25 protein-coding genes are annotated in these 21,791 nt (G+C 34.2%); 16 read left to right on the forward strand and 9 right to left on the reverse strand.

Annotated elements, in window-relative coordinates; translation table 11 throughout:
- Positions 1-53: 53 nt before the first annotated feature.
- From ACE01P_RS02895 to dnaK, 6 genes are all read right to left on the reverse strand, one after another.
- Positions 54-269 carry a hypothetical protein gene (locus tag ACE01P_RS02895; protein WP_379693911.1) on the reverse strand — a complete coding sequence of 72 codons (216 nt, stop codon included), beginning with the start codon at positions 267-269 and terminating at the stop codon, positions 54-56.
- 402 nt (positions 270-671) lie between these two features.
- The gene (locus ACE01P_RS02900; RefSeq protein WP_379693914.1) at positions 672-1,013 is read right to left on the reverse strand and encodes a helix-turn-helix domain-containing protein; all 342 of its coding nucleotides are present in this window, start codon (positions 1,011-1,013) and stop codon (positions 672-674) included.
- A gap of 109 nt (positions 1,014-1,122) precedes the next feature.
- The gene (locus ACE01P_RS02905) at positions 1,123-1,872 is read right to left on the reverse strand and encodes a hypothetical protein (protein WP_379693916.1); all 750 of its coding nucleotides are present in this window, start codon (positions 1,870-1,872) and stop codon (positions 1,123-1,125) included.
- Positions 1,872-3,128, reverse strand: a complete 1,257-nt coding sequence (locus ACE01P_RS02910; RefSeq protein ID WP_379693918.1) for a site-specific integrase — start codon at positions 3,126-3,128, stop codon at positions 1,872-1,874. The genes ACE01P_RS02905 and ACE01P_RS02910 overlap by 1 nt, the downstream gene beginning before the upstream one ends.
- Complete coding sequence (locus tag ACE01P_RS02915; protein WP_379693920.1) at positions 3,125-3,679, reverse strand: helix-turn-helix domain-containing protein; 555 nt, start codon at positions 3,677-3,679, stop codon at positions 3,125-3,127. The genes ACE01P_RS02910 and ACE01P_RS02915 overlap by 4 nt, the downstream gene beginning before the upstream one ends.
- Positions 3,680-3,884: 205 nt before the next feature.
- The gene (dnaK, locus tag ACE01P_RS02920) at positions 3,885-5,768 is read right to left on the reverse strand and encodes a molecular chaperone DnaK (RefSeq protein ID WP_379693923.1); all 1,884 of its coding nucleotides are present in this window, start codon (positions 5,766-5,768) and stop codon (positions 3,885-3,887) included.
- Positions 5,769-6,102: 334 nt separating this feature from the next.
- Between dnaK and ACE01P_RS02925 the strand changes: the two genes are divergently transcribed.
- The 6 genes from ACE01P_RS02925 (at position 6,103) to ACE01P_RS02950 (ending at position 10,017) form a co-directional block, all read left to right on the forward strand.
- Positions 6,103-6,786: a hypothetical protein gene (locus ACE01P_RS02925; RefSeq protein ID WP_379693926.1), complete on the forward strand. Its 684-nt coding sequence runs from the start codon at positions 6,103-6,105 to the stop codon at positions 6,784-6,786.
- A 54-nt stretch (positions 6,787-6,840) separates the two neighbouring features.
- Positions 6,841-7,890, forward strand: coding sequence for a hypothetical protein (locus tag ACE01P_RS02930; RefSeq protein WP_379693929.1), 1,050 nt, complete (start codon positions 6,841-6,843; stop codon positions 7,888-7,890).
- Between the two features lie 173 nt (positions 7,891-8,063).
- Positions 8,064-8,375 (forward strand): hypothetical protein, encoded by a 312-nt coding sequence (locus ACE01P_RS02935; RefSeq protein ID WP_379693931.1) that lies wholly within the window; start codon positions 8,064-8,066, stop codon positions 8,373-8,375.
- Positions 8,376-8,457: 82 nt separating this feature from the next.
- Positions 8,458-8,919, forward strand: a complete 462-nt coding sequence (locus ACE01P_RS02940; RefSeq protein WP_379693933.1) for an SRPBCC family protein — start codon at positions 8,458-8,460, stop codon at positions 8,917-8,919.
- A gap of 75 nt (positions 8,920-8,994) precedes the next feature.
- A complete protein-coding gene (locus ACE01P_RS02945) occupies positions 8,995-9,468 on the forward strand; it encodes a DUF1203 domain-containing protein (RefSeq protein ID WP_379693936.1) in 474 nt (157 codons plus the stop codon).
- Positions 9,469-9,579: 111 nt separating this feature from the next.
- A complete protein-coding gene (locus tag ACE01P_RS02950; protein ID WP_132990310.1) occupies positions 9,580-10,017 on the forward strand; it encodes a thioesterase family protein in 438 nt (145 codons plus the stop codon).
- Positions 10,018-10,103: 86 nt separating this feature from the next.
- Here the strand turns inward: ACE01P_RS02950 and ACE01P_RS02955 are convergent, their stop codons facing one another.
- A complete protein-coding gene (locus ACE01P_RS02955) occupies positions 10,104-10,796 on the reverse strand; it encodes a hypothetical protein (RefSeq protein WP_379693940.1) in 693 nt (230 codons plus the stop codon).
- A gap of 279 nt (positions 10,797-11,075) precedes the next feature.
- Here ACE01P_RS02955 and ACE01P_RS02960 point away from each other — a divergent pair, with 279 nt between their 5' ends.
- The 6 genes from ACE01P_RS02960 to ACE01P_RS02985 all read left to right on the forward strand — a co-directional run bounded on the left by ACE01P_RS02960 (position 11,076) and on the right by ACE01P_RS02985 (position 16,256).
- Positions 11,076-12,065 carry an alpha/beta fold hydrolase gene (locus tag ACE01P_RS02960; RefSeq protein WP_379693942.1) on the forward strand — a complete coding sequence of 330 codons (990 nt, stop codon included), beginning with the start codon at positions 11,076-11,078 and terminating at the stop codon, positions 12,063-12,065.
- Positions 12,066-12,189: 124 nt separating this feature from the next.
- Complete coding sequence (locus ACE01P_RS02965; protein ID WP_379693945.1) at positions 12,190-12,579, forward strand: DUF1398 domain-containing protein; 390 nt, start codon at positions 12,190-12,192, stop codon at positions 12,577-12,579.
- A 127-nt stretch (positions 12,580-12,706) separates the two neighbouring features.
- Positions 12,707-13,507 carry a hypothetical protein gene (locus ACE01P_RS02970; protein ID WP_379693948.1) on the forward strand — a complete coding sequence of 267 codons (801 nt, stop codon included), beginning with the start codon at positions 12,707-12,709 and terminating at the stop codon, positions 13,505-13,507.
- A 29-nt stretch (positions 13,508-13,536) separates the two neighbouring features.
- On the forward strand, positions 13,537-14,385 hold the full coding sequence (locus ACE01P_RS02975) for a sulfurtransferase (RefSeq protein ID WP_379693950.1): 849 nt from the start codon (positions 13,537-13,539) through the stop codon (positions 14,383-14,385).
- 17 nt (positions 14,386-14,402) lie between these two features.
- Complete coding sequence (locus ACE01P_RS02980; RefSeq protein WP_379693953.1) at positions 14,403-15,644, forward strand: ATP-binding cassette domain-containing protein; 1,242 nt, start codon at positions 14,403-14,405, stop codon at positions 15,642-15,644.
- A complete protein-coding gene (locus ACE01P_RS02985) occupies positions 15,645-16,256 on the forward strand; it encodes a family 16 glycoside hydrolase (RefSeq protein WP_379693955.1) in 612 nt (203 codons plus the stop codon).
- 82 nt (positions 16,257-16,338) lie between these two features.
- Here the strand turns inward: ACE01P_RS02985 and ACE01P_RS02990 are convergent, their stop codons facing one another.
- Both ACE01P_RS02990 and ACE01P_RS02995 read right to left on the reverse strand, forming a co-directional pair.
- Positions 16,339-17,382: an RluA family pseudouridine synthase gene (locus ACE01P_RS02990; RefSeq protein WP_379693958.1), complete on the reverse strand. Its 1,044-nt coding sequence runs from the start codon at positions 17,380-17,382 to the stop codon at positions 16,339-16,341.
- The gene (locus ACE01P_RS02995) at positions 17,372-17,989 is read right to left on the reverse strand and encodes a PASTA domain-containing protein (RefSeq protein WP_379693960.1); all 618 of its coding nucleotides are present in this window, start codon (positions 17,987-17,989) and stop codon (positions 17,372-17,374) included. The genes ACE01P_RS02990 and ACE01P_RS02995 overlap by 11 nt, the downstream gene beginning before the upstream one ends.
- A 487-nt stretch (positions 17,990-18,476) precedes the next feature.
- Between ACE01P_RS02995 and ACE01P_RS03000 the strand changes: the two genes are divergently transcribed.
- The 4 genes from ACE01P_RS03000 to ACE01P_RS03015 all read left to right on the forward strand — a co-directional run bounded on the left by ACE01P_RS03000 (position 18,477) and on the right by ACE01P_RS03015 (position 21,617).
- Positions 18,477-19,448, forward strand: coding sequence for a D-alanine--D-alanine ligase (locus ACE01P_RS03000; protein WP_379693963.1), 972 nt, complete (start codon positions 18,477-18,479; stop codon positions 19,446-19,448).
- Positions 19,449-19,620: 172 nt separating this feature from the next.
- Positions 19,621-20,313, forward strand: coding sequence for a DUF421 domain-containing protein (locus ACE01P_RS03005; RefSeq protein ID WP_379693965.1), 693 nt, complete (start codon positions 19,621-19,623; stop codon positions 20,311-20,313).
- A 95-nt stretch (positions 20,314-20,408) separates the two neighbouring features.
- Positions 20,409-20,867: a pantetheine-phosphate adenylyltransferase gene (coaD, locus tag ACE01P_RS03010; protein ID WP_379693968.1), complete on the forward strand. Its 459-nt coding sequence runs from the start codon at positions 20,409-20,411 to the stop codon at positions 20,865-20,867.
- Positions 20,868-21,038: 171 nt separating this feature from the next.
- Positions 21,039-21,617, forward strand: a complete 579-nt coding sequence (locus tag ACE01P_RS03015; RefSeq protein ID WP_379693970.1) for a PhnA domain-containing protein — start codon at positions 21,039-21,041, stop codon at positions 21,615-21,617.
- The last annotated feature ends 174 nt before the right edge of the window (positions 21,618-21,791 follow it).

Raw genomic sequence — 21,791 nt, forward strand, 5'->3', positions numbered from 1 at the left:
TCAGCGCCGGTTTTGATGATCATAACCTAAGTAAATATCATATAAATTTCCTGTCAATTATCATTAAACTCCCAGTCATCTCCAAAGGAATCCTGGTTCCAATCAGAAGGATCGTCTTTGCCTGCACTGGTTTTTGCAGCGCTCTTTTCCCGGGACATAACATATTTATTATTATTTGGGTTTAATTGATTGGATCTATTATCTATTGCTTTTTTCTCAGCCGGATTTGTTCTTGCTTTTCCAATGGCGGTTTGTTTTTTTTTCGACATTTTTCTAATCTTTTAAGTTAGTCTGCCAAAAGTAAAACAAAGAAAAAACATTGGGCCAAATTATACACGATAACTAATCATGCGTTTTTGGTGCCCCTAATGAAACCTTAACCTGTAATAAGAAAGCGAGTCAAAAAGGCAACACAATAAAGCAGGTTTTTACCCTGCATTTATGAGGATTTTTTTTGGAACTAACCGTATTTATGCAAAGTAATTTTATTGGATAGGTATCATTTTTTTTTAAAACCAGTTGCGATTTGGGTGCTCAAAAACATAAAGTGAGTAAAGCTAAATCCCTATTTTCCGAACCTTCATTAAATAACTTAAGGAGTTGTGTTCAGGTGTTTTTCAGTATGCAATGGGGTTGTCTAAGTATTCTTGCTGGCTGTTGCCATTATTCCTCTATTTGTTTCGACTATGATTATACTTCAATACCTCTGATTCGATTTCCTGTATTGTTTTCTTTTTCCCTTTAGAAATCCATTCCAAAAGTTCTTCTTCAAAAAAATACAGCTTTTTACCATATTTATAGCACGGTATTTTTCTCTGCCTTACAAGAGCGTAAATTGTAGGCTTTGCTTTTCCTATCAGCCGGCTTGCTTCATCAATGCCGATAGGAATGCTTTTCTCTTTAGATTCAAATACCTGTACATTCTGAATCATAAGCTTAATCTCGGCTATTTCTTTCACTAAGTGTGCTACCGCTCGGGGCAGGTTCTCAAAGGAGATTTCGTTTATGTCCATAGCTATCTTTTTAATCGTTATGGCGCAAATGAAAAAAGTGATTCGGCTGTGTCCTTCCTCACAGCCGAAACATTTGAAAAACACGGTGTTTTATAATAATTATTTCCATTTAAAAATCTGCAAGATCTTCCATAATCATTATTAGCCCTTTCTGTTCATCATCTTTGAAATGCGTTTTAATACTGTTCACTTCAACATCTTTTAAAGCGTCAGCAAAGGTCAGTTTTAAAAAATGTGCGACTCTGTCCTGTCTGCTGACTTTAAAACAATTCCAGATATTCCAGCCAAAATGATAGAGATCGAGATTGGACAGATCTTTTACTTTTACCGGTTTAATCTTTTCAAAATCTATGCCTTCAGCATATATGATTATATTCTTGCCCAATTGTTTCAGATCGTCATCCGTCGCATACAGTGCGAACTCCTGCTGAGCATAACGTATGGCGGCATCAATTCTGGCCTGTTTTTGGTTTTTGGCAGCATTTCGCCTATCCTCCCTTATCTGTTCAATATCTACGGCTGATGTTTTATCTTCAGACAATCCGGTTTTAGTTAAAGTATCCTCCACCTGCGATTCTATTTTAACAAGGTCTTCATTTGAAATGCGGCTTTCAGGAGATTCATTTTTTTTAGCCTTCAAAAAACGATTCAGCAGGCCGGCCACCAATTCGTTTAGAAATAAACTTAGAATTGCAAACATTAAAATACCAAATCCGGTGCTGATCCAAAAGAAAACGGTGGCCGTATATTCATCGGCACCTTTTTCCAGCAGCACCAGTCTTCCTATTATGCCGACAAAAACACAGACTAATAAAACAGACAGATAAACTGCGATATATTCAAAGTATTTTGTTTTCATTACGGCTTGTTTTTTAAAGATTCCAATTGTATTGCCTGCGAAGCTATATTTTTCTTCTCATCTACCACTTTGGCATAGATTTGAGTAGTTTTTACGTTGCTGTGCCCCAGCATCTTGCTGACCGTATAAATGTCTGTCCCGCTCGCCAGCTGCAGCGTTGCAAATGTATGGCGGAAGCAGTGGAAGGTAATATTTTTTTTAATGCCTGAAGATCCGACCCATTTTTTCAGAGGCCGTGAAATCCACGACGGGTCCGGAAGATCTTCAAAAACAAGCTGATCTGGAAGCCTCGGTTCTCCGCATAGCTGGAAGGCCTGCTGGGAAATAGGCATGTATTCGACGCCCCTTGTTTTTTTCTGGGTGAAATGCAGTTTAGCCATGCCCTCCTGCAAACTAATCTCTTTCCATCGAAGCTTCTGAATGTCGGAATGCCTCATACCTGTAAGGGCTGAGAAAAGCGCGGCTCTTTTAAGTACATCTTTTTCGCAGGGTGTTAATGCCAGCACATTCAGTTCTCCAATAGTCAGATACTCCCGTCTTGACTCCTGCTCCTGGATGCCTCTTATTTTTGAAGACAAATCAACGGTTAAATATCCGTCGATAAAGGCCTGTTTTAAAGCCGCTTTAAAAATGGAAAAATACCTTGCCGCAGTGTTGCGGGAAAGTATTCCTTTTTTTCCTCCTCCGAGCGGGGCACCCAGCAGAAACAGTTTGAAATCTTCCGCCATTCTGCCGTCAATCTGAGAAAACATCAGACTGCCTTTGGAATAGCTTTTTAAAAATTCTCTGGTCCGCTCCCAATTGATCTGAATGGATTTTGAACCTCGGGCGTGTCTTTTAGCCGCCACAGCAGCAAGGTATCTAATAAAATCTTCTTTTGATTTCTCTTTCTGTTCAGCCAATTGGTTCTCAGCATCACTGTACAGGTCTATATTATCGTATTCTCTCTGACGGATTTTACGCACCCCGTCAGCATACAGCATTATCTCGCGGTCGCTTTCGCTTCTGCATATTATTATTCCGTTATCGCTGCGTCTGGGTTTATAGGATGCAGTTCCCTCTGCATCTGTGCGGGCTGCCCTTTTCTTGTCCCACTCCACTGTTGTTACGGCTCTGTTTAGATATTCACGGATTCTCTGGGGAGCTTTCTTTCCGGAAACCTCAACAGGATAGCTTTCTATATAAACATACCATTCTTTTCGGTCTTCCGCTTTTCGAAGACGAACAGTCACCTTTGTTTTTGCTAATTGCTTCATATAAAATCATTTCCGTTATACAATTTGTCAATTTCGCTTTTTGGGGCATATACGTGCTTTCCTATCTGTCTGGTCGGGATTGAATATTTCCTGATATGGCTGTAGACAGAACCTTCAGAAATCTGAAATCTCTCAGCTATTTCGCCTATGGAATAGCAGTCCTCTCTTTCAAGGCTGTATAATTTTTTCTTAGGTGCAGTTTCAGCCTGCGGCAGGCTGCGGGCTGGGCCGAAAATGTCTTCCATGACTCTGCGGTCTATCCTTACAAGGCGGGTTCCAAGATTGACTGAAGGAATTTTTCCCTTGCCGACAAGCCTGTAAAGGGTCTTTTTGGCAATCCCAAAAAGCATGCCAGCTTCAGGAACAGAAATAAATGCCCTGTTCTCGGGTATTTTATCTGTCAGTGCTTTGACCTCCGCTTCATTCTTAAGCCGCTTTATCTTCAGTTTATACGCTTTTTTACTGCAAATATGTGAGCAGTAGACAGAAGCCACGGTTTTAGGCAGAAATTCCTCCCCGCAGTAAAGACATTGCTTGTTTATTCTTTTCATCTCCTTTGTCGCCTAATTAAGGTACCATAAGGGTACATAAGGGACACTTTGTCGCCTTTTAAGTGCCGGTACAAATATGGTACAAATATATGACAAAAAACGATTAAAAAACACTAGAAACAAAAATGCATAAAAAAGAAAAACCGCTGTAAACTTTACGTTTACAGCGGTTTAACACTTATTGTTAACCGATATTAATCAGTACTTATTTGACTTCTTCGAATTCAACGTCTTCAACATTGTCTCCAGAAGACTGCTCTTGTTGTGGAGCAGCTTGTTGTCCTTCACCTCCTTGAGCGTACATTGCTTCTGTAGCTGTTTTCCAAGCTGCATTTACATTGTCTAATCCTTTTTGGATTGCGTCAAGATCTTGAGATTGGTGAGCCATTCTCAATTCAGTTAAAGCGTATTCGATAGCTGTTTTTTGCTCGTCTGTCAATTTATCTCCTAACTCTTTCAATTGAGATTCAGTTTGGAAGATAGTACTGTCAGCTTCGTTTAATTTCTCAGCTCTTTCTTTTGCAATTCTGTCAGCATCAGCGTTAGCTTCAGCATCTTTTTTCATTTTTTCGATTTCTTCAGCTGTTAATCCAGAAGAAGCTTCGATACGGATATCGTGAGATTTTCCTGTTCCTTTGTCAGTTGCAGAAACTTTGATGATACCATTAGCATCGATATCGAAAGTTACTTCGATTTGAGGAACTCCTCTTGGTGCTGGTGGAATACCATCTAAGTGGAAACGACCGATAGTTTTGTTATCAACAGCCATTGCTCTTTCTCCTTGTAATACGTGGATTTCAACAGATGGTTGAGAATCAGCAGCAGTAGAGAATACTTGAGATTTTTTAGTTGGGATAGTTGTGTTAGACTCGATTAATTTAGTCAATACACCACCCATAGTTTCGATACCTAAAGAAAGAGGAGTTACGTCAAGTAACAATACATCTTTTACATCTCCAGATAAAACTCCACCTTGAATAGCAGCTCCAATAGCAACAACCTCATCAGGGTTAACTCCTTTAGAAGCTTTTTTACCGAAGAATTTTTCAACTTCGTCAGCGATTCTTGGCATACGAGTAGATCCTCCAACAAGGATAACTTCGTCGATATCAGATGTAGATAAACCTGCATCTTTTAATGCTTTAGCAACTGGCTCCATAGAACGTTTTACTAAAGTATCAGATAATTGCTCAAATTTAGCTCTAGATAATTTTTTCACTAAGTGTTTTGGTCCAGAAGCAGTAGCAGTTACGTAAGGTAAGTTGATTTCTGTTTCAGCAGAAGATGATAATTCAATCTTAGCTTTCTCAGCAGCTTCTTTCAAACGTTGTAATGACATTGGGTCTAAACGTAAATCAATTCCTTCTTCAGATTTGAATTCGTCAGCTAACCAGTCGATAATAACTTGGTCAAAATCATCACCACCTAAGTGAGTATCACCGTTTGTAGATAATACTTCGAATACACCGTCTCCTAATTCAAGAACAGAGATATCAAAAGTACCTCCACCTAAATCGTAAACAGCAATTTTTTGATCATTTCCTTTTTTATCTAATCCGTAAGCAAGTGCAGCAGCAGTTGGCTCGTTGATGATACGCATAACTTTAAGACCAGCGATTTCACCAGCTTCTTTTGTAGCTTGACGTTGCGCATCGTTAAAGTAAGCAGGAACAGTGATAACTGCCTCAGTAACTGTTTGACCTAAATAGTCTTCAGCAGTTTTTTTCATTTTTTGAAGTGTCATTGCAGACAATTCTTGAGCAGTGTATAAACGACCGTCAATATCCACACGTGGAGTATTGTTGTCACCTTTTACAACACTGTAAGGAACTCTTTTTGCTTCTTCTGTAGTTTCAGCAAAAGTGTGTCCCATAAAACGTTTAATAGAAGCAATCGTTTTTGTAGGATTAGTTACTGCTTGTCTTTTTGCAGGATCACCTACTTTAATTTCTCCACCTTCAACAAAAGCGATGATAGATGGTGTAGTTCTTTTTCCTTCCGCGTTAGGGATAACAACTGCTTCGTTACCTTCCATTACAGAAACACAAGAGTTCGTCGTACCTAAGTCAATTCCGATTATTTTACCCATTTTTTATATATTAAATTTTGATTTTACTTTAATAACTCAGGTGGCATAAGTCAATCTTTATGCCAATATAAAAAACCAAAGTAAATTGTCAGTTTGCTATTGACACACTAAAAAAAAACTGCCAACATGACATTTTTGACAACTGACATTCATGGCACAACGTTGCATAACTGCCATTGTTTTAGTTACATCACTATTTTAGCAAGCCATATTTAGAGAAAGATTTACTTCTTAGGTTATTTTAAATAATTTGTTTTTGAACAAAATACTAAAAAACTTACATTCGCATCTTATTTACTAAATCGAAACCCCATTTTCTTCTAATATAAATTGAATGAATAAACTTTTCTTATTACCTGTATTAATTCTTTTACTGCAATCTTGCGAAAGTAAACCCCAAAAAAGCATAGATAATTCCTCTCAAAAAAAAGATAATACCGAAGAATGGACTAAAGAGAAAGATAGAGAAATTGCAGGAAGTCTATACGCAAAATTCGACAATGATGATTTAGATGACGATTTTAATATAGTAAAGAATGAAGATGAACTAGTACAGAAGGTCCTTTCAGTTTTTCTATCGGCACAAAAGAAAAAGCATAAATTCAACTTGATAAACAATAGTATCCTGTACAATAATGCAGAAGCTTTTTATAACACTTTTTTCACAGTATCCGAAAAAAAAGTATGCACAATAAGGATAGAATATGCTGAACTAGAATCTATCCAGAATATCTCTGGTGAAAAGAAAAATTTGATTGAAAAAATAAAACTTCGATTCAATAATCAGAAGCAAAAAATCCAAGTTATAGGCTATGAATTGTCTTACAGAAAAGACGCAAAATACGTTACAAAATCTTTCAACTTTATTACAGGAAAATATATTGCCGCATCAAAATTTAACAATAGAACAAAAACTGTAGATGGCTGGTCTGCGGAACTTCAAAACATTTATGCCGAAAATTGGAATTTTCCATTTTTACGTGACAAGATATTCTGGTACGGAGAAGAAATAGAATAAAATTTCACACTACAAAACTCAAACCGCCAAACCAAAACAATTATTAAATTAATCATGAAACGAATTTTATTACCACTAATTTTATTTTCAATAACTGCCTGTCAAAACAAAAGCTATCCCGAATTGATTAACAAAAATTCAGAATTCTCAGATGCAGATTTTAATAAAGAACATTTTCAAGAGTTTTTGATTTATGAAGATATTACCACTAAAAATAATGCTTTACCAAAAGCTAAACCTTCTGAAAAAAAACAATATCCTTGGGACGTATTAGTTTCCAAGGAACGTACAGAAGCAACTCTTAATCAAATTGAGAAATCCATAACAGCAATTACAGACGGTGCTTCCGACTATAACAAAGAACCTTCAAATTCTATTTATTTTTCTTCACTAGTAGATAACTTTTATACAGAACAGCAACTTTATCAATACAAAAAAACTGGAAGCATAACTACACAAACGTCAATTTTAGATTTTATAAAAGCAACAGTTAAAGCATATGATTTAACCAATGAAAAAAATGAAAAAATAAAATTGAATGGAGAAAATCTAGGTTTAAATGGTGCCGGTTTTGAGGAAAAAAACGGAAAACTTTTAGAAGGAATTGCATTTCAAACAATGGGAATGGGAGATTCGAAATATTTAAGACTAAATGGTTATGTGGATATTGAAGTGGAAATTCCCGTAGAATATGAAAAAATAGAAGTTAGCAAAAGTGACATTGGAGACAAATTCAATATTGGAGGACAAAAAATACAGATTTTGGAATTTGATGCCAACACAATTCATTATAAATTATTTGATTCAGATTCTAAAAATTTCAGCATATATATAGACAATTGCAATGGAAATTACGGTAGCGTACAATCACCTGAAAGTATTTACGATAAATTTAGAAATAATCAAGGATTGGATTATGATTCTTTCGTGAAAAAATATAAAGAATTTGGTTTAGACAAAATGGAAAATACAAATGACGCAAATTTTGTTTCAGCATTAAAATCTGATGACTGCCAACTTGAGAAAGTCTTTTTCTATTGTCCAATAACTTCTAAATTGATTAAAAAAACCATTCGGGTTCCTGTAAACATTAAAATAAAATAAATCGGATTATAGAATATTTACTTGAAAATATAATAGAAATGAAACTACACCTCAAATTTATATTCCTTACTCTAGCATTTATCCCTTGCTTAACATTTTCGCAAACAAACAAAAATTATATTGCTATTAGTTATTCCAGTATTTGTTGCGGAACGCCATCTGAAAAACCTGTAATGGATTTTGTAAAAAAGACAGAAAAAAAATTGAAACTAAAACCATTCGAAATATTAATAGAAAATGGTTTAGGAAAAGAAGGCGAACATATTTTCTATATTGCAACAGACAATTTGAATGCCAATCAATTAAAATCTTTTTGGAATGATTTAAAACTTACAGCATCTAATCAAAATAAATTAAGCTCAAAAAATGAAAAGGGATCTATAAATGTAGAAGATAAACTTATATCTAATGCTACATTGAAAAGTATAAAAGCAAATCCAAAAACCAGAATTAGTTCACTGAAAGTTTATAATTACAAGGAATAAAATTGTAGAAATAATTCTAAAATTACAAATTAAACCCGCTAACTTTACTGTAGTAAATTGATTTCCAACAAAAAGACTCAAAATGACTTCAGATATCCTCAATACTACTCCAGATTCAGAAATCGTAACCACACGCATTTTGAATTTCCCTCAAGAACTTGTTTTCAAAGCGTGGAGCGATCCTGAGCATTTAAAAAATTGGTGGGGACCAAAAGGTTTTACCAATACTTTTCATGAATTTAACTTCTGCGAAGGCGGTAAATGGAGCTTTATCATGCATGGCCCAGAAGTTGGAAATTATGCCAATGAATGCGAATTCATCAAAATAGACAAACCGAATCTTATTGCCTGGAAACGCCATTCGAAGCCGTTGTTCCAAATTTTAACCACTTTTGAAACTATTGCTGAAAACCAGACTAAAGTAGTTTTTAAAATGCTTTTTGAAACTGAAGAAGAATGCCTGAAACTGAAACCTTATGTTGTCGATAAAAATGAAGAAAACTTTGATAAATTGGAAGTTGAATTATCTAAAATGAAATTGTAAATCCCCTTAAGAAAACACAGCAAGATTTGGATTTTCTAAAGTTTTAAAATGAATGATTTTTGCTTAAAAAAAATCATGGAAACAAACTTTAAAATCTTGCCTCTAAATCATATTGAATTTTTAGGCCTTTTTGAATTAACTGACTTAGAGTTAGATAAAATTAGCGCAATTAAAATGACGGTTGACAAATATCCAGGATTTCCTTGCAGGATAAGTCTAGAAGATGCCAAAATAGGCGAAGAAGTCATTCTATTACCGTACAACCATCACAAAACAAACTCGCCTTATCAAGCAAGCGGACCAATTTTTATTCGAAAAAGAGCAACTACTCCAATATTTCAAAATAACGAAATACCAAAAATGCTTCATCATAGATTACTTTCGCTTCGCGGTTATGATGAAAATGGTATCATGAAAGAAGCATCTGTAATTGAAGGAAATACTCTTAAAGAACAGCTTATTAAATTTTTTGAGAACGAAAAAGTCGCTTATATTCATGTTCACAACGCCAAACCAGGTTGTTTTAATTGTTTAGTTGAAAGAGCTTAATGAAATTATTTTTCATGAAAAATAAAAAAATTATGCATGCATAGTAATTTTATGCTATTCGCTTATTTTTTATTCGTAATTTCGATTTTTCAATAAAATACTATATCAAAAATGGCTTCATTTATAAAAGAAATATCTTTTCGCTGGTCAGATCTTGACCCAAATTTTCACGTTCGTCACAGTGCTTATTACGATTTTGGAGCACAACATCGTATCGAAATTCTAGAAGAATTGGGTTTAACTTTAAAAGTAATGCAAACGCAAGGTTTTGGTCCTGTTTTGTTTAGAGAAGAATGTGTTTTCAGAAAAGAATTAAAACTTTCAGATAAAATATTCATTCATACCAAAACATCAAAAATGAAAGCTGATGCTTCTCGCTGGTCAATTATACACGAGTTTAGAAGAGAAGACGACACACTTTGTGCAACAATTACCGTGGATGGTGCGTGGATGGACACAAAACTTAGAAAACTAGCTTCTCCAACTCCAGAAATCGCAATTGAAGCGTTGAGTATTTTCCCAAAAAGCGATGATTTTGTCGGATTATAATCTGGTAGTTATTATAATTTATAAAAAATCCCAAAAACAATTTAAATCTTGTTTTTGGGATTTTTTTTCAACTAAAACTTATTTCTTTATTCAAACTTTAATCCAAAATTTACTCTTTCAAAAGTTGTACTGCAGGAAACTGCGAATCTTCCAACATTTAAAGTTCCAAAGATACCTCCTACGGAATGTCCAGAATAAAATCCTCCAGCCGAAAATCGGTGAACTTGATATTTTAAAGCAATGTCATTTACTCTGGAACTCAACTGTCCAAAAGCAATCACATTTGGGATAATTTCATAACTTCCAAAAACTTTGGGAACCAGTTTTTTGTAATAATCAAAACTTTCATCCGTTTCATAATCAATAATTGACGAATGCAAGTTTTCTAGATTTCCGCCGATATAGGTGTTTTCAGAAAAATGCCATGAAATACTGAAACCCGTAAAAGTTCCCTCATAACCGCTTCTAGAATCTACATAACCTACACCAATTGTTGCTCTAAATTTATCGCAAATTTTTCCGATGTAACCAACATAAGTGCGGTCAATTTCAGACTTGTCAATTCCAGCGCCAAAAATTATGTCGTCTTCACACAACGTAAGAGCATACTGAAAATAAGCAGAATATTGGTCTTGGTTGGCCGCCACAACGCTCCGGCCTTTATCGAGATCAATATTTGGAGAAATTAAAGTTGAATTTATAACAGCGAAATCAAAAGTATTGAGTTCTTGGGCAAATGTGGGGACAGTGAGCAGGAGCAAAAGTATTGTCTTTTTCATAATACATTTTTTTAAGGCTTACAACATTCTGATACTAAATTACAGACATTTTTCCTACTAATAAAGAAGTCCTTTGAAGTGCTACATTACTCGTCAAAATGCATTATTTTCATAATCAGCTTCATTTAATCGATAAAAATTCAATGAATAATCGATTATTGACACGAAAAACAATGAAACCATTTTGAAAGCTTTTTTTCTGATAACTTTAAGAATTTAAGCTTTGTTTTAAAAATGGTTCGGTTTAACTTTATAAATCATAAAACAAATACTTCAAAAATGAGAATTCTAAAACTATTATTCATATTAATTCCATGCTTAAGTTTTGGACAACAGGGAAATATAAAAGCGCTAGATATTAATTTAAGTAACTACGAATATCCTTTTCCTGTTCATTTTATCGAATTGAGTAATCAGCGCCAATATCTAAAAATGAGTTATATGGATATTATTCCAGAAAACTACAATCAGAAAAATATAGTTTTACTTCACGGAAAAAATTTCAATGGCGCTTATTGGGAAACGACTATTAAAGCTTTAGCAAAAGAAGGTTTTCGAGTAATTGTTCCCGATCAAATTGGTTTTGGAAAATCGACAAAACCAGACAATTTCCAATACACCTTTCAGCAGTTAGCCGAAAACACCAAAAAACTTTTAGATCATTTAGGAATTCAAAAAACGACTATTTTAGGACATTCTATGGGCGGAATGTTGGCAACTCGCTTTGCATTGATGTATCCTGAAACTACAGAAAAATTAGTTTTAGAAAATCCGATTGGTTTGGAAGATTGGAAATTAGTTGTTCCATACAAACCTGTTGATTGGTGGTATGAATCGGAATTAAAACAAAATTACGAAGGCATCAAAAAATATCAAATGGCTAATTATTATGATGGAAAATGGAATGCCGATTATCAAAAATGGGCCGAACTTGGCGCAGGATGGACAACCGCTCCAGATTACGATCGTGTTGCTTGGAATTCTGCTCTTTTGTACGATATGATTTTTACCCAACCTGTTTTGTATGAATTTAAAAACATAAAATCTCCAACGTTATTGATTATTGGAACGAGAGATAAAACGGCTTTAGGAAAACCATTGGTTTCTGAAGAAGTGAGAAAAACAATGGGAAATTACGCCGAGCTGGGCAAAAAAACTCAGAAAGCAATTCCGAATGCCAAACTGGTTGAAATTCCAAATACGGGACATTTGCCACATATCGAATCTTTTGATTCATTTATAAAATCATTAATCGTATTTTTGAAATAAAAACTCTTTTTTTGTTTGCCACGAATTACACGAATTTACACAAATTAATTTTTCTTTTAATTAAATAAAATTAGTGCCAATTCGTGTAATTCGTGGCAAAACTAACTTAAAAACTATAAAAATTATGTTTACAATAGAACAAATAAAAGAAGCACATGCAAAAGTAAAATCAGGTGCAGATTTTCCAAATTATATTCAGGATTTAATCATTTTAGGCGTAAAAGGATACGACACTTATGTACATGACGGAAGCACCGTTTACTACGGATTAAATAATTATACCGCCGCGGCTGAAGAAAAATATCCAGAAATTAAAGTTGCCGATTTTCCAAACAAAGAACTTTTTATCGAAAATTTGGTAAAACATCAGCATGGAGAAACCGATTATATGACTTTCTGCAATCATTGTGCACAAGCTGGAATTGCAAAATGGCGCGTTGATATTGTTGAGATGACTTGCACTTATTTCGACAAATCGGAACACGAAATTTTAATCGAAAAAATTCCTCTCTAACCATTTTTAACCAAAACCAATAAACTTTAAAAAAAGCATTTTATTTTTAGTTCTTCCTTTCTTTGGCTTTTCACAAAAAAAAGAGAATCAAAAATTTAAAGTCATTGCTTTTTAAAATTACTTTTTCATGAAAAACAAAATTGCTCTCGTTCTTTTTGCATTAGCCCTATTCTCTTGTAACTCCAAAAAAGAAGGAGAAACCAGTACTAAAAAAGAAACTGTAGAAGAAAGTAGCGAAACAAATAAAACAGAAAAAACTACTGACACAACACGTTATCAAATCTCAGTTTATGACGATCCTCAATTTACTGACCGAATTTTAGACACAAGAGAAAGCTTAAAAAAGCTATCAGCAAATAATCTTTTCTCGAATATTAATGCAAAAGTGACAGCAAAATTAAATGAAAAACAAAACCAGTTTTTTAAGACAAACTCTAATTATGAGCTAATTTCTTTTGCAAAAGGCAGTATATTTCAAAAAAACAGTGAAGATTATGTTTTTGTTGTTTATGATGTAAAAAATAACAGAACCAAAATAATATTATATAATGCAGTAACTAATACATACGCTGAGCTTTATAAAGATATTAAAGTTAAAAATGATTTAGAAGATGCAGATTGCAACGGCTATTCTTTTGGAACGCTTGATTATAAATTTGCGGTTGAACATTTGGTTTCGAATGAAGATGCTATTACTGCAAATCCAGAATACTATTTAGAATCGCCAGCTGTTAAGATTACTGACATCTCAAAAGACGAAAACTTTTTATTGAAAGATGGATGTTTTTCAAAGAAAGACTCTAAAACAAATTTAGAGAACACACTTTGCATCTCTACAAGCTCTGTTTACAACAATTGGGAATGTCTACGATATGACAAATCGGATAATACTTTTTCAATTTTTTACAGTCAAGCATTTGCTGATTAATAACTGAAAATCAATCACAAAAAAATAATATGTCTGCTACATTTTCATCTATTATAAACGTTGAGGAATTATTACAAATTCAAAATTCAATCATTTTAATTGATGCTCGAGCTGGCGCAAATACTTTTGAAAATTATCAAAAAGAACATTTAAAAGGCGCTCGTTTTGTAGATTTAAATCGTGATTTAGCTGCTATTCCAGAAAATCCTGAAAATGGAGGAAGACATCCTTTGCCTTCTCCTGAAGAATTTGCAAAGACACTATCTGCATTAGGAATTTCTCCTTCAGATCATGTTGTGGTTTATGATGATAAAAATGGATCTAATTTCGCAGCCCGATTCTGGTGGATGATGCGTGCCATTGGACATGAAAAAATTCAGGTTTTAAATGGTGGTTATCAAGTTGCGATTCAAGCTGGTTTTCCAACAAATTCTGGAAATGAGATTTTTGAGAAAACAGCATATCCTTCTCAGAAATGGAAATTGGCTTTAGCGGATATTGAAGAAGTCGAAAAAGCTCGTAAAAACAATCAAAATATCGTAATCGATGTTCGTGATAAGAATCGTTATGATGGTTTAACAGAACCGCTGGATTTAATTGCAGGACATATTCCTGGAGCTGTAAATGTTCCGTTAACTGAAAATTTAGATGAAAACGGATTGTTTAAATCTGCCGATCAATTAGCTGAGAAATACAACGCTGTAATTGGAGATAAAAAATCAGAAAATACAATTGTTCATTGCGGTTCGGGCGTTACAGCCTGTCACACTTTATTAGCAATGGATTATGCTGGACTTCCAATTCCGAAATTATATATCGGATCTTGGAGCGAATGGTCAAGAAATGACCGCGAAATGGCGTTAAAAGAGAATAAATAATTACATAAAACAATACAATGCAACACTGGGATATACTTTTGTCTAATCAAGTAAATAAAAAAGCTTTTATAGACGCTTTACTTACAGGCGAAGCAAAAGGAGATTTAGCCGTTTTTAATAACCAAAAAGGAATTCTTTTCTCTGATATTGCAATAGAGAAATTCATCGAAAAAGAGTTTCAATACGACAGCGTTGAAGCTTCAACAACTTCAAATAGACAATTGCGAACTTTTTCTTCTGGAGAACGCAAAAAAGAGTTTTTACGCTACTGTATAGATCAAAAACCTGATTTCATAATTTTCGATAATCCGTTTGATCATTTAGATCAAGCTTCTCGCGTTATTTTGGCTGAATCTTTAAAGAAATTAACCGATTCTATCGCGATTATTCAATTATTGAATCGTACTGTCGATATATTAGATTTTGTTCCGAATAAAGCTTTAATAAAAGACAATACGTTCGAATTGCATCCATTTGTAAAAACCGAAAATCATTTTAAAACGCTGAATACCGCTTCAATTCCGAAAGCGACAGAAACACATTCTTTTCCAGATAATGTATTAATCAAACTAGACGATGTTTCGGTTAGCTACGAAGAAAGAAAAATCATAAACAAGATTTCTTGGACAATCAAACAAGGCGAATTCTGGCAATTAATTGGTCCGAATGGCTCTGGAAAAAGCACTATTTTATCCTTAATCACAGGAGATAATCCGAAAGGTTTTGGGCAGAATTTATTTTTGTTTGGAAGAAAAAAAGGAACTGGTGAAAGTGTTTGGGAAATCAAAAAACAAATTGGAATCTTCACTACTTCTATGACCGATTTATTTCAAAAAGGTCACACATTAGAACAAATGATTTTATCTGGTTTCTTCGATTCAATCGGATTGTATACAGAACCAACAACACATCAAAAACAAATTGTAAATCAATGGCTTGAAGTCATCGAAATGACACATTTAAGAAAAAAGCGTTTCATTGATCTTTCTATCGGACAACAGCGCGTTGCGTTAATTGTTCGCGCTGTTTTAAAACATCCGCCATTATTAATTCTAGACGAACCAGTTGAAGGTTTAGATGACGAAAATGTAGATTTAGTAATTCAATTAATCAACACCATCAAACAAGAAACAAACGTGAGCATTATTTACGTTTCGCACCGAATTGAACAAGGCCTTGCTCCTACTTCTGTTTTCGAACTTTTACCATCAGAAACAGGCTCAATCGGAAAAATAAAATATCATTCAGAATTAAATTAAATGAAAACAAAAATTGCAGTATTTCTCATTTTTCAATTAATATTGGTTTCTTGCTCGAGCACCATTTCAACAGTAAAAAAAGAATATACTTTAAACAATTCAAAAGAACTAAAATCAGATTGGACAATTAATTCTAAAGAATGGATTCTAAAAAATGATACTCTTACTGGAAATGGTTCTCTTTCGCCTTGGGGAGTTTTAGTTTCGAAAAAACAGCTTCCAAAAAATTATGAAATCGATTTGAAAGTCAACATGACCAGAGAATCTTTATTTGAAATTATGCTTAATTTGGATAAAGGAAAATACATCAGAACCTATTTATATCAAATTGACCAAAACATTGTAATTGGCGATGGACTTTATGATAAGAAAGACGATTCGTACGGCAAAAGAGGCGGAAAAACGTTATTTAGAAAACCAATGGAATTAGAAAACAACAAATGGTATTCGGTAAAAATCAAAGTCTTAAATAATCAATTATACTTTTCTGTAAATGATAAAACAACTTTAGAATGTTCTCTTGAAAAAAGTAATCTAAACCAAAAAGGAAAACTAGGTTTCATAACAAACGGAGATGTCAAAATAACTGATTTAAAAATCAAATCTCTTTAAAACAAAAAAGCTCCAAAAAAAGGAGCTTTTTTTTATTTATGAAAAGAAAATTTTCTAATTGACAAATTCCCTAATTATCTAATTATTCTTCATCTTCAACATTATGCGACTTCACATAATTCTGCCATTTCTCGATACAATCTTTAAAATCTTGCGGAAGTTCTGTATCAAAACGCATCATTTCGCCTGTATTCGGATGAACAAATCCAAGTGTCTTAGCATGCAACGCCTGACGTGGTAAAGCTTTAAAACAATTTTCTATAAACTGTTTGTATTTTGTAAAAGTCGTTCCTTTCAAAATCAAGTGTCCGCCATAACGCTCATCATTAAATAACGGATGTCCGATATGTTTCATGTGTGCGCGAATTTGGTGCGTTCTTCCTGTTTCCAATTTACAAGAAATAAGAGTTACGTAACCAAAACGTTCCAAAACTTTATAATGCGTAATTGCAGGTTTACCAATTTCCGGATCATCAAAAACTGCCATTTGCATACGATCTTTCAAATGTCTTGCAAGATTTCCTTCAATTGTACCGCTGTCTGCTACAACATTTCCCCAAACAAGAGCAATATACTCACGTTCAGTTGTTTTAGCTTCAAATTGTTTCGCTAAATGCGTCATTGCCGCTTCTGTTTTAGCAACAACCAAAAGTCCAGAAGTATCTTTATCAATTCGGTGAACCAAACCTGGGCGTTCGCTGCTATTCATTGGCAAATTATCAAAATGATGCGCCAAAGCATTTACCAAAGTTCCAGTATAATTTCCGTGACCAGGATGCACAACCATTCCAGGCTCTTTATTGATCAATAAAAGAGCGTCATCTTCATAGACAATATTAATTGGAAGATCTTCAGGAAGGACATGATTTTCAAACGGAGGATGCGACAACATAACCGTTATCACATCAAAAGGTTTTACTTTATAATTTGATTTTACTGGAATATCATTCACAAAAATGTTTCCATTCGTTGCCGCGTTCTGAATTTTATTTCGCGTGGCATTCGGAATCAAATACATTAAATATTTGTCAATACGCAAAAACGCTTGACCTTTTGGGACTTCAAATCTGTAATGTTCGAATAATTCGTCTTCCAGATCTAAATTTTCTTCAATATTATTGTTCATCTGCTGGGGTTTCTACAGGCACTGCAGTACTGTCTGCCTGACTATCATCTACATAACTTGCTTTTCCATCTCCTAAAACCAAATCAATTTTAGAAGCTTTAAGCACACGATCTCCTACTTTTAAGTTTCTTCCTTTCAAACGCATTTCCAAAACCATATCTTTTCCAAGGTTCGGAATATACGTAATCGTTCCTGGCTCAAGTCCTAACGCTTTCAATGTTGGCACAGCTTCACGATATGTTTTTTCGATTAAATCTGGAATTTTCACAGAAGAAAAACCAGAAGCATTAATCTTAATATAAATTTTTCTACCCACTTTTACCATCGTTCCTGGCAATGGATCTTGCTCAACAACACTATATTTTGGGAATTCACTTCTGTAATCAACACTGTCCAAAAGAACATAATCTAAATCCAGTTCGTCCAATTTTTGTTCCACTTGCTCTTCAGTCAATTTAGACAAATTCGGTACCGCAATTTCGTGTCCGTGATCTGTTGTAAAAGTTAACCAATGCATAAATAAATAACCAATAACCGCAATAATAGCAGCGGAAGCAAGCAATTGCAAGAAAAAAACTCGGCTTGTTAAATACTGACGTAAACTCATAAATTTATTTTTAATAGCGACAAAGATAAAGTATTTCGTTTCAAAAAAAATGATAATTTTGTTTAAAACAAAGATCTCTTGTAATTTGGAATTCTATCCCGACGCTTCAGGATTCAAATTTTATTTTTCAGGAGCTATTCCCGCTTTCGCCTATATCTTTTTGCCTGCAGAAAAAGCAGTCAAAAAGGATACCGGCTCTATCGGGGCTAGGGCACTCGGTTTCATAACAACGTTCTTTAATAGAAATTAGTACAATTTCATTTTAAGACAAAGTTTGTCTTCCTGAGCGAAGTCGAAGGATTTACGTTTAGATAAGACAATCTTTGTAGAGCTACTTGCGGAGATTTCTCCTTCGTCGAAATGACAATATTGAGAGAAAATCTTTTTAATCTGTGCAATCAGTGGCAAAAAATAAAGAAATTCGTGAATTCATGTCAAAAAAACTTGAAACATTAAACTTGAAACAATTAAAAAATAAAAATATACAATGAAAAACATTGCCATCATCATGGGCGGCTATTCTAGCGAATACAAGATTTCTTTAATCAGCGGAAATGTCGTTTATCAATATCTTGACAAAACAAAATACAACGGATTCCGCATTCACATTTTCAAAGAAAAATGGGTTTATGTAGACCAAAACGACGCCGAATTCCCAATTGACAGAAATGATTTTTCAGTTACTGTAAACGGCGAAAAAATCACATTTGACTGTGTTTTCAACGCCATTCACGGAACTCCAGGAGAAGACGGATTAATGCAAGCGTATTTCGAATTAATCGGTCTGCCACAATCTTCTTGCGATTATTACCAATCGGCTTTAACATTCAATAAAAGAGATTTATTATCTGTTTTAAAACCATACGGAATCAAAACAGCTATTTCTTATTATTTGAATAAAGGAGATAAAATTAATACTCAAGAAATCATAGAAAAAGTAGGACTTCCTTGTTTCGTAAAACCAAACAAAGCAGGTTCTAGTTTCGGAATCTCTAAAGTAAAAACAGAAGCTGAACTTCCTATCGCAATTGAAGTAGCTTACAAAGAAGATAACGAAATCATCATCGAAAGTTTCCTTGACGGAACAGAAGTTTCTGTTGGAGTAATCAATTACCAAGGAGAAATTAAAGTTCTTCCGATTACAGAAATCGTATCAGAAAATGATTTCTTCGATTACGAAGCGAAATACGAAGGAAAATCGCAAGAAATTACGCCCGCAAGAATCTCTGACGAAATGACTAAAAAAGTGGGAGAAACAGCAAAACGCGCTTACGAAGTTTTAAAAATGAAAGGTTTCTCAAGAAGCGAATTCATCATCGTAAACGACGAACCGCACATGTTGGAAATGAACACCATTCCTGGTTTAACAACAGAAAGTTTGATTCCGCAACAAGCAAAAGCAGCGGGAATTTCTCTAGAAGATTTATTCACAAATGCAATAGAGTTAGCTTTAAAATAAGCAACTAAGATATAAGGTGCTAAGATTTTATTTTTTAGCACCTTTACTTTTATTTTAGAATTGCTGGTTTATCAAAATTTACAGAAAAACGTAGTTTGAGACATGGAAATTTAAATACATCTTTGACATCAAAACTTAGTACCTTAGATAGCTAACTTTAGTAATTTACAAAATGAAACAAATTTTCGAGTGGGAAAGACTTCTTTTCAATAATCTGCCTGAAAGCTTTATTCTTGAAGTAATATTTCGTTCAACCGTAATGTTTATTATTCTTTTACTGACTCTTAAACTGGCAGGAAAAAGAGGTGTAAAACAGTTATCTATTTTCGAAACCGTAATTATTATTGCATTAGGTTCTGCTGCCGGCGATCCGATGTTTTATGAAGATGTCGGAATTATTCCAGCAGCGATCGTTTTTACTACGATAATTATTTTATATCGATCTGTAACTTGGCTAACAGGAAAAAGCAAAAAATTTGAAGAATTCATAGAAGGAAAAACTGAATGTTTAATCAATGATGGGAAATTTTCTGTTTCAACTTTCAGAAAAGAAACCTTGGCGCAAGACGAATTTTTCGCAGAATTGCGTATCAAATCTATTGAACATTTAGGACAAGTCAAACACGCTTTTATAGAGACAAGTGGCGAAATAAGTGTTTTTTATTACGAGGATAAAGATGTTGGTTACGGATTACCAATTCTGCCTTCTTTATTCTATGCAAAAAGCAAATTCATCCCTACAGACGGCGTATATTCGTGTAGTTTCTGTGGAAATACCGAAGAACAAAAAGCAGGAACAGCAAATTGTAAAGTCTGTAAAAAAGAAGAATGGGTTGCATCTATAAATACGAAGAGAATAACCTAAGAGAAATTCCAAAAAATAAAATCCAAATTCAAGTTTAATAGCAAGTTTAAAAACTTAACAACATACAATCCCAAAACCTTAGCACCTAAAAAAAAATGCGAAAAGCCATATTCCCAGGATCGTTTGACCCAATTACACTAGGACACGAAGACATTATCAAAAGAGGAATTCCTTTATTTGACGAAATTGTAATTGCCATTGGTGTTAATGCCGAAAAAAAATACATGTTTTCGTTAGAAGAAAGAAAACGCTTTATTGAAGAAACTTTCAAAGATGAGCCAAAAGTTAGGGTTATCACTTACGAAGGATTAACAATTGATTTGGCAAAAAAAGAAAAAGCAAATTTCATTTTAAGAGGTTTGCGTAATCCAGCCGATTTCGAATTCGAAAAAGCAATCGCACACACGAATAGAAAACTATCCAAAATAGAAACGGTTTTCTTACTGACAGCTGCAAGTACCTCATTTATCAGTTCGAGCATTGTACGCGATGTATTGCGTCATGGTGGCGAATATGAAATGCTGGTTCCAGATGCGGTTCGAGTTAAGAAATAAACTCCATAAAAAAGTCTTTGCGAGGAACGAAGCAATCGCATTTGCATTGCACAACGCATATCCTAGTTAGATTGCTTCGTTCCTCGCAATGACATGCAACAATCAAAATATAATATTTGTCCGCGAAGCAAATTATAAGTAATTTCGCATTTTAAAAACAAACAATAAATAATGAGCATCGAGAGAGAATTAAGCAAACGTAGCGGATCTAAATGTGAACTTTGCGGAAATGAAGAAAATTTAAAAGTTTATCAAGTTCTTCCAACTAGAAAAGGCGGAATTGATGAAGCTGTATTAGCCTGTAACACTTGTATTGACCAAATTGAAAATCCAGACAACGTAGATTTGAATCACTGGAGATGCCTTAACGACAGCATGTGGAACGAAAATATTCCTGTACAAGTTGTGGCTTGGAGAATGTTAAGCCGTATGCGCGCTGCTGGATGGCCACAAGAATTACTAGATATGATGTATCTTGATGAAGATATTCTAGAATGGGCAAAAGCAACTGGAGAAGGCGAAGAAGACGAAAACAAATTAGTTCACCGTGACAGTAACGGCGTAGTCCTACAACACGGAGATTCTGTGGTTTTAATCAAAGATCTTAAAGTAAAAGGATCTAGCATGGTTGCCAAACAAGGAACTGCTGTTAGAAACATCCGTTTAGACCACGAAAACGCTGAATACATTGAAGGAAAAGTTGATGGCCAGCAGATTGTGATTATTACACAATACGTGAAGAAAATATAGTTTCTTTTTTTAGGGACAAAGTAACAAAGGTTCAAAGGGACAAAGGTTTCTAACTGAAATCAAATCTTTGAACCTTTGTTACTCTGAAACTTTGAGCCTAAAAACAAAAAAGCTGTTCAATAGAACAGCTTTTTTTATTTATGATATAAGAGAAAAGTTTAAAACCTTTGTCCC

It is taken from the genome of Flavobacterium sp. HJSW_4, assembly GCF_042436695.1.
GTDB lineage: Bacteria > Bacteroidota > Bacteroidia > Flavobacteriales > Flavobacteriaceae > Flavobacterium.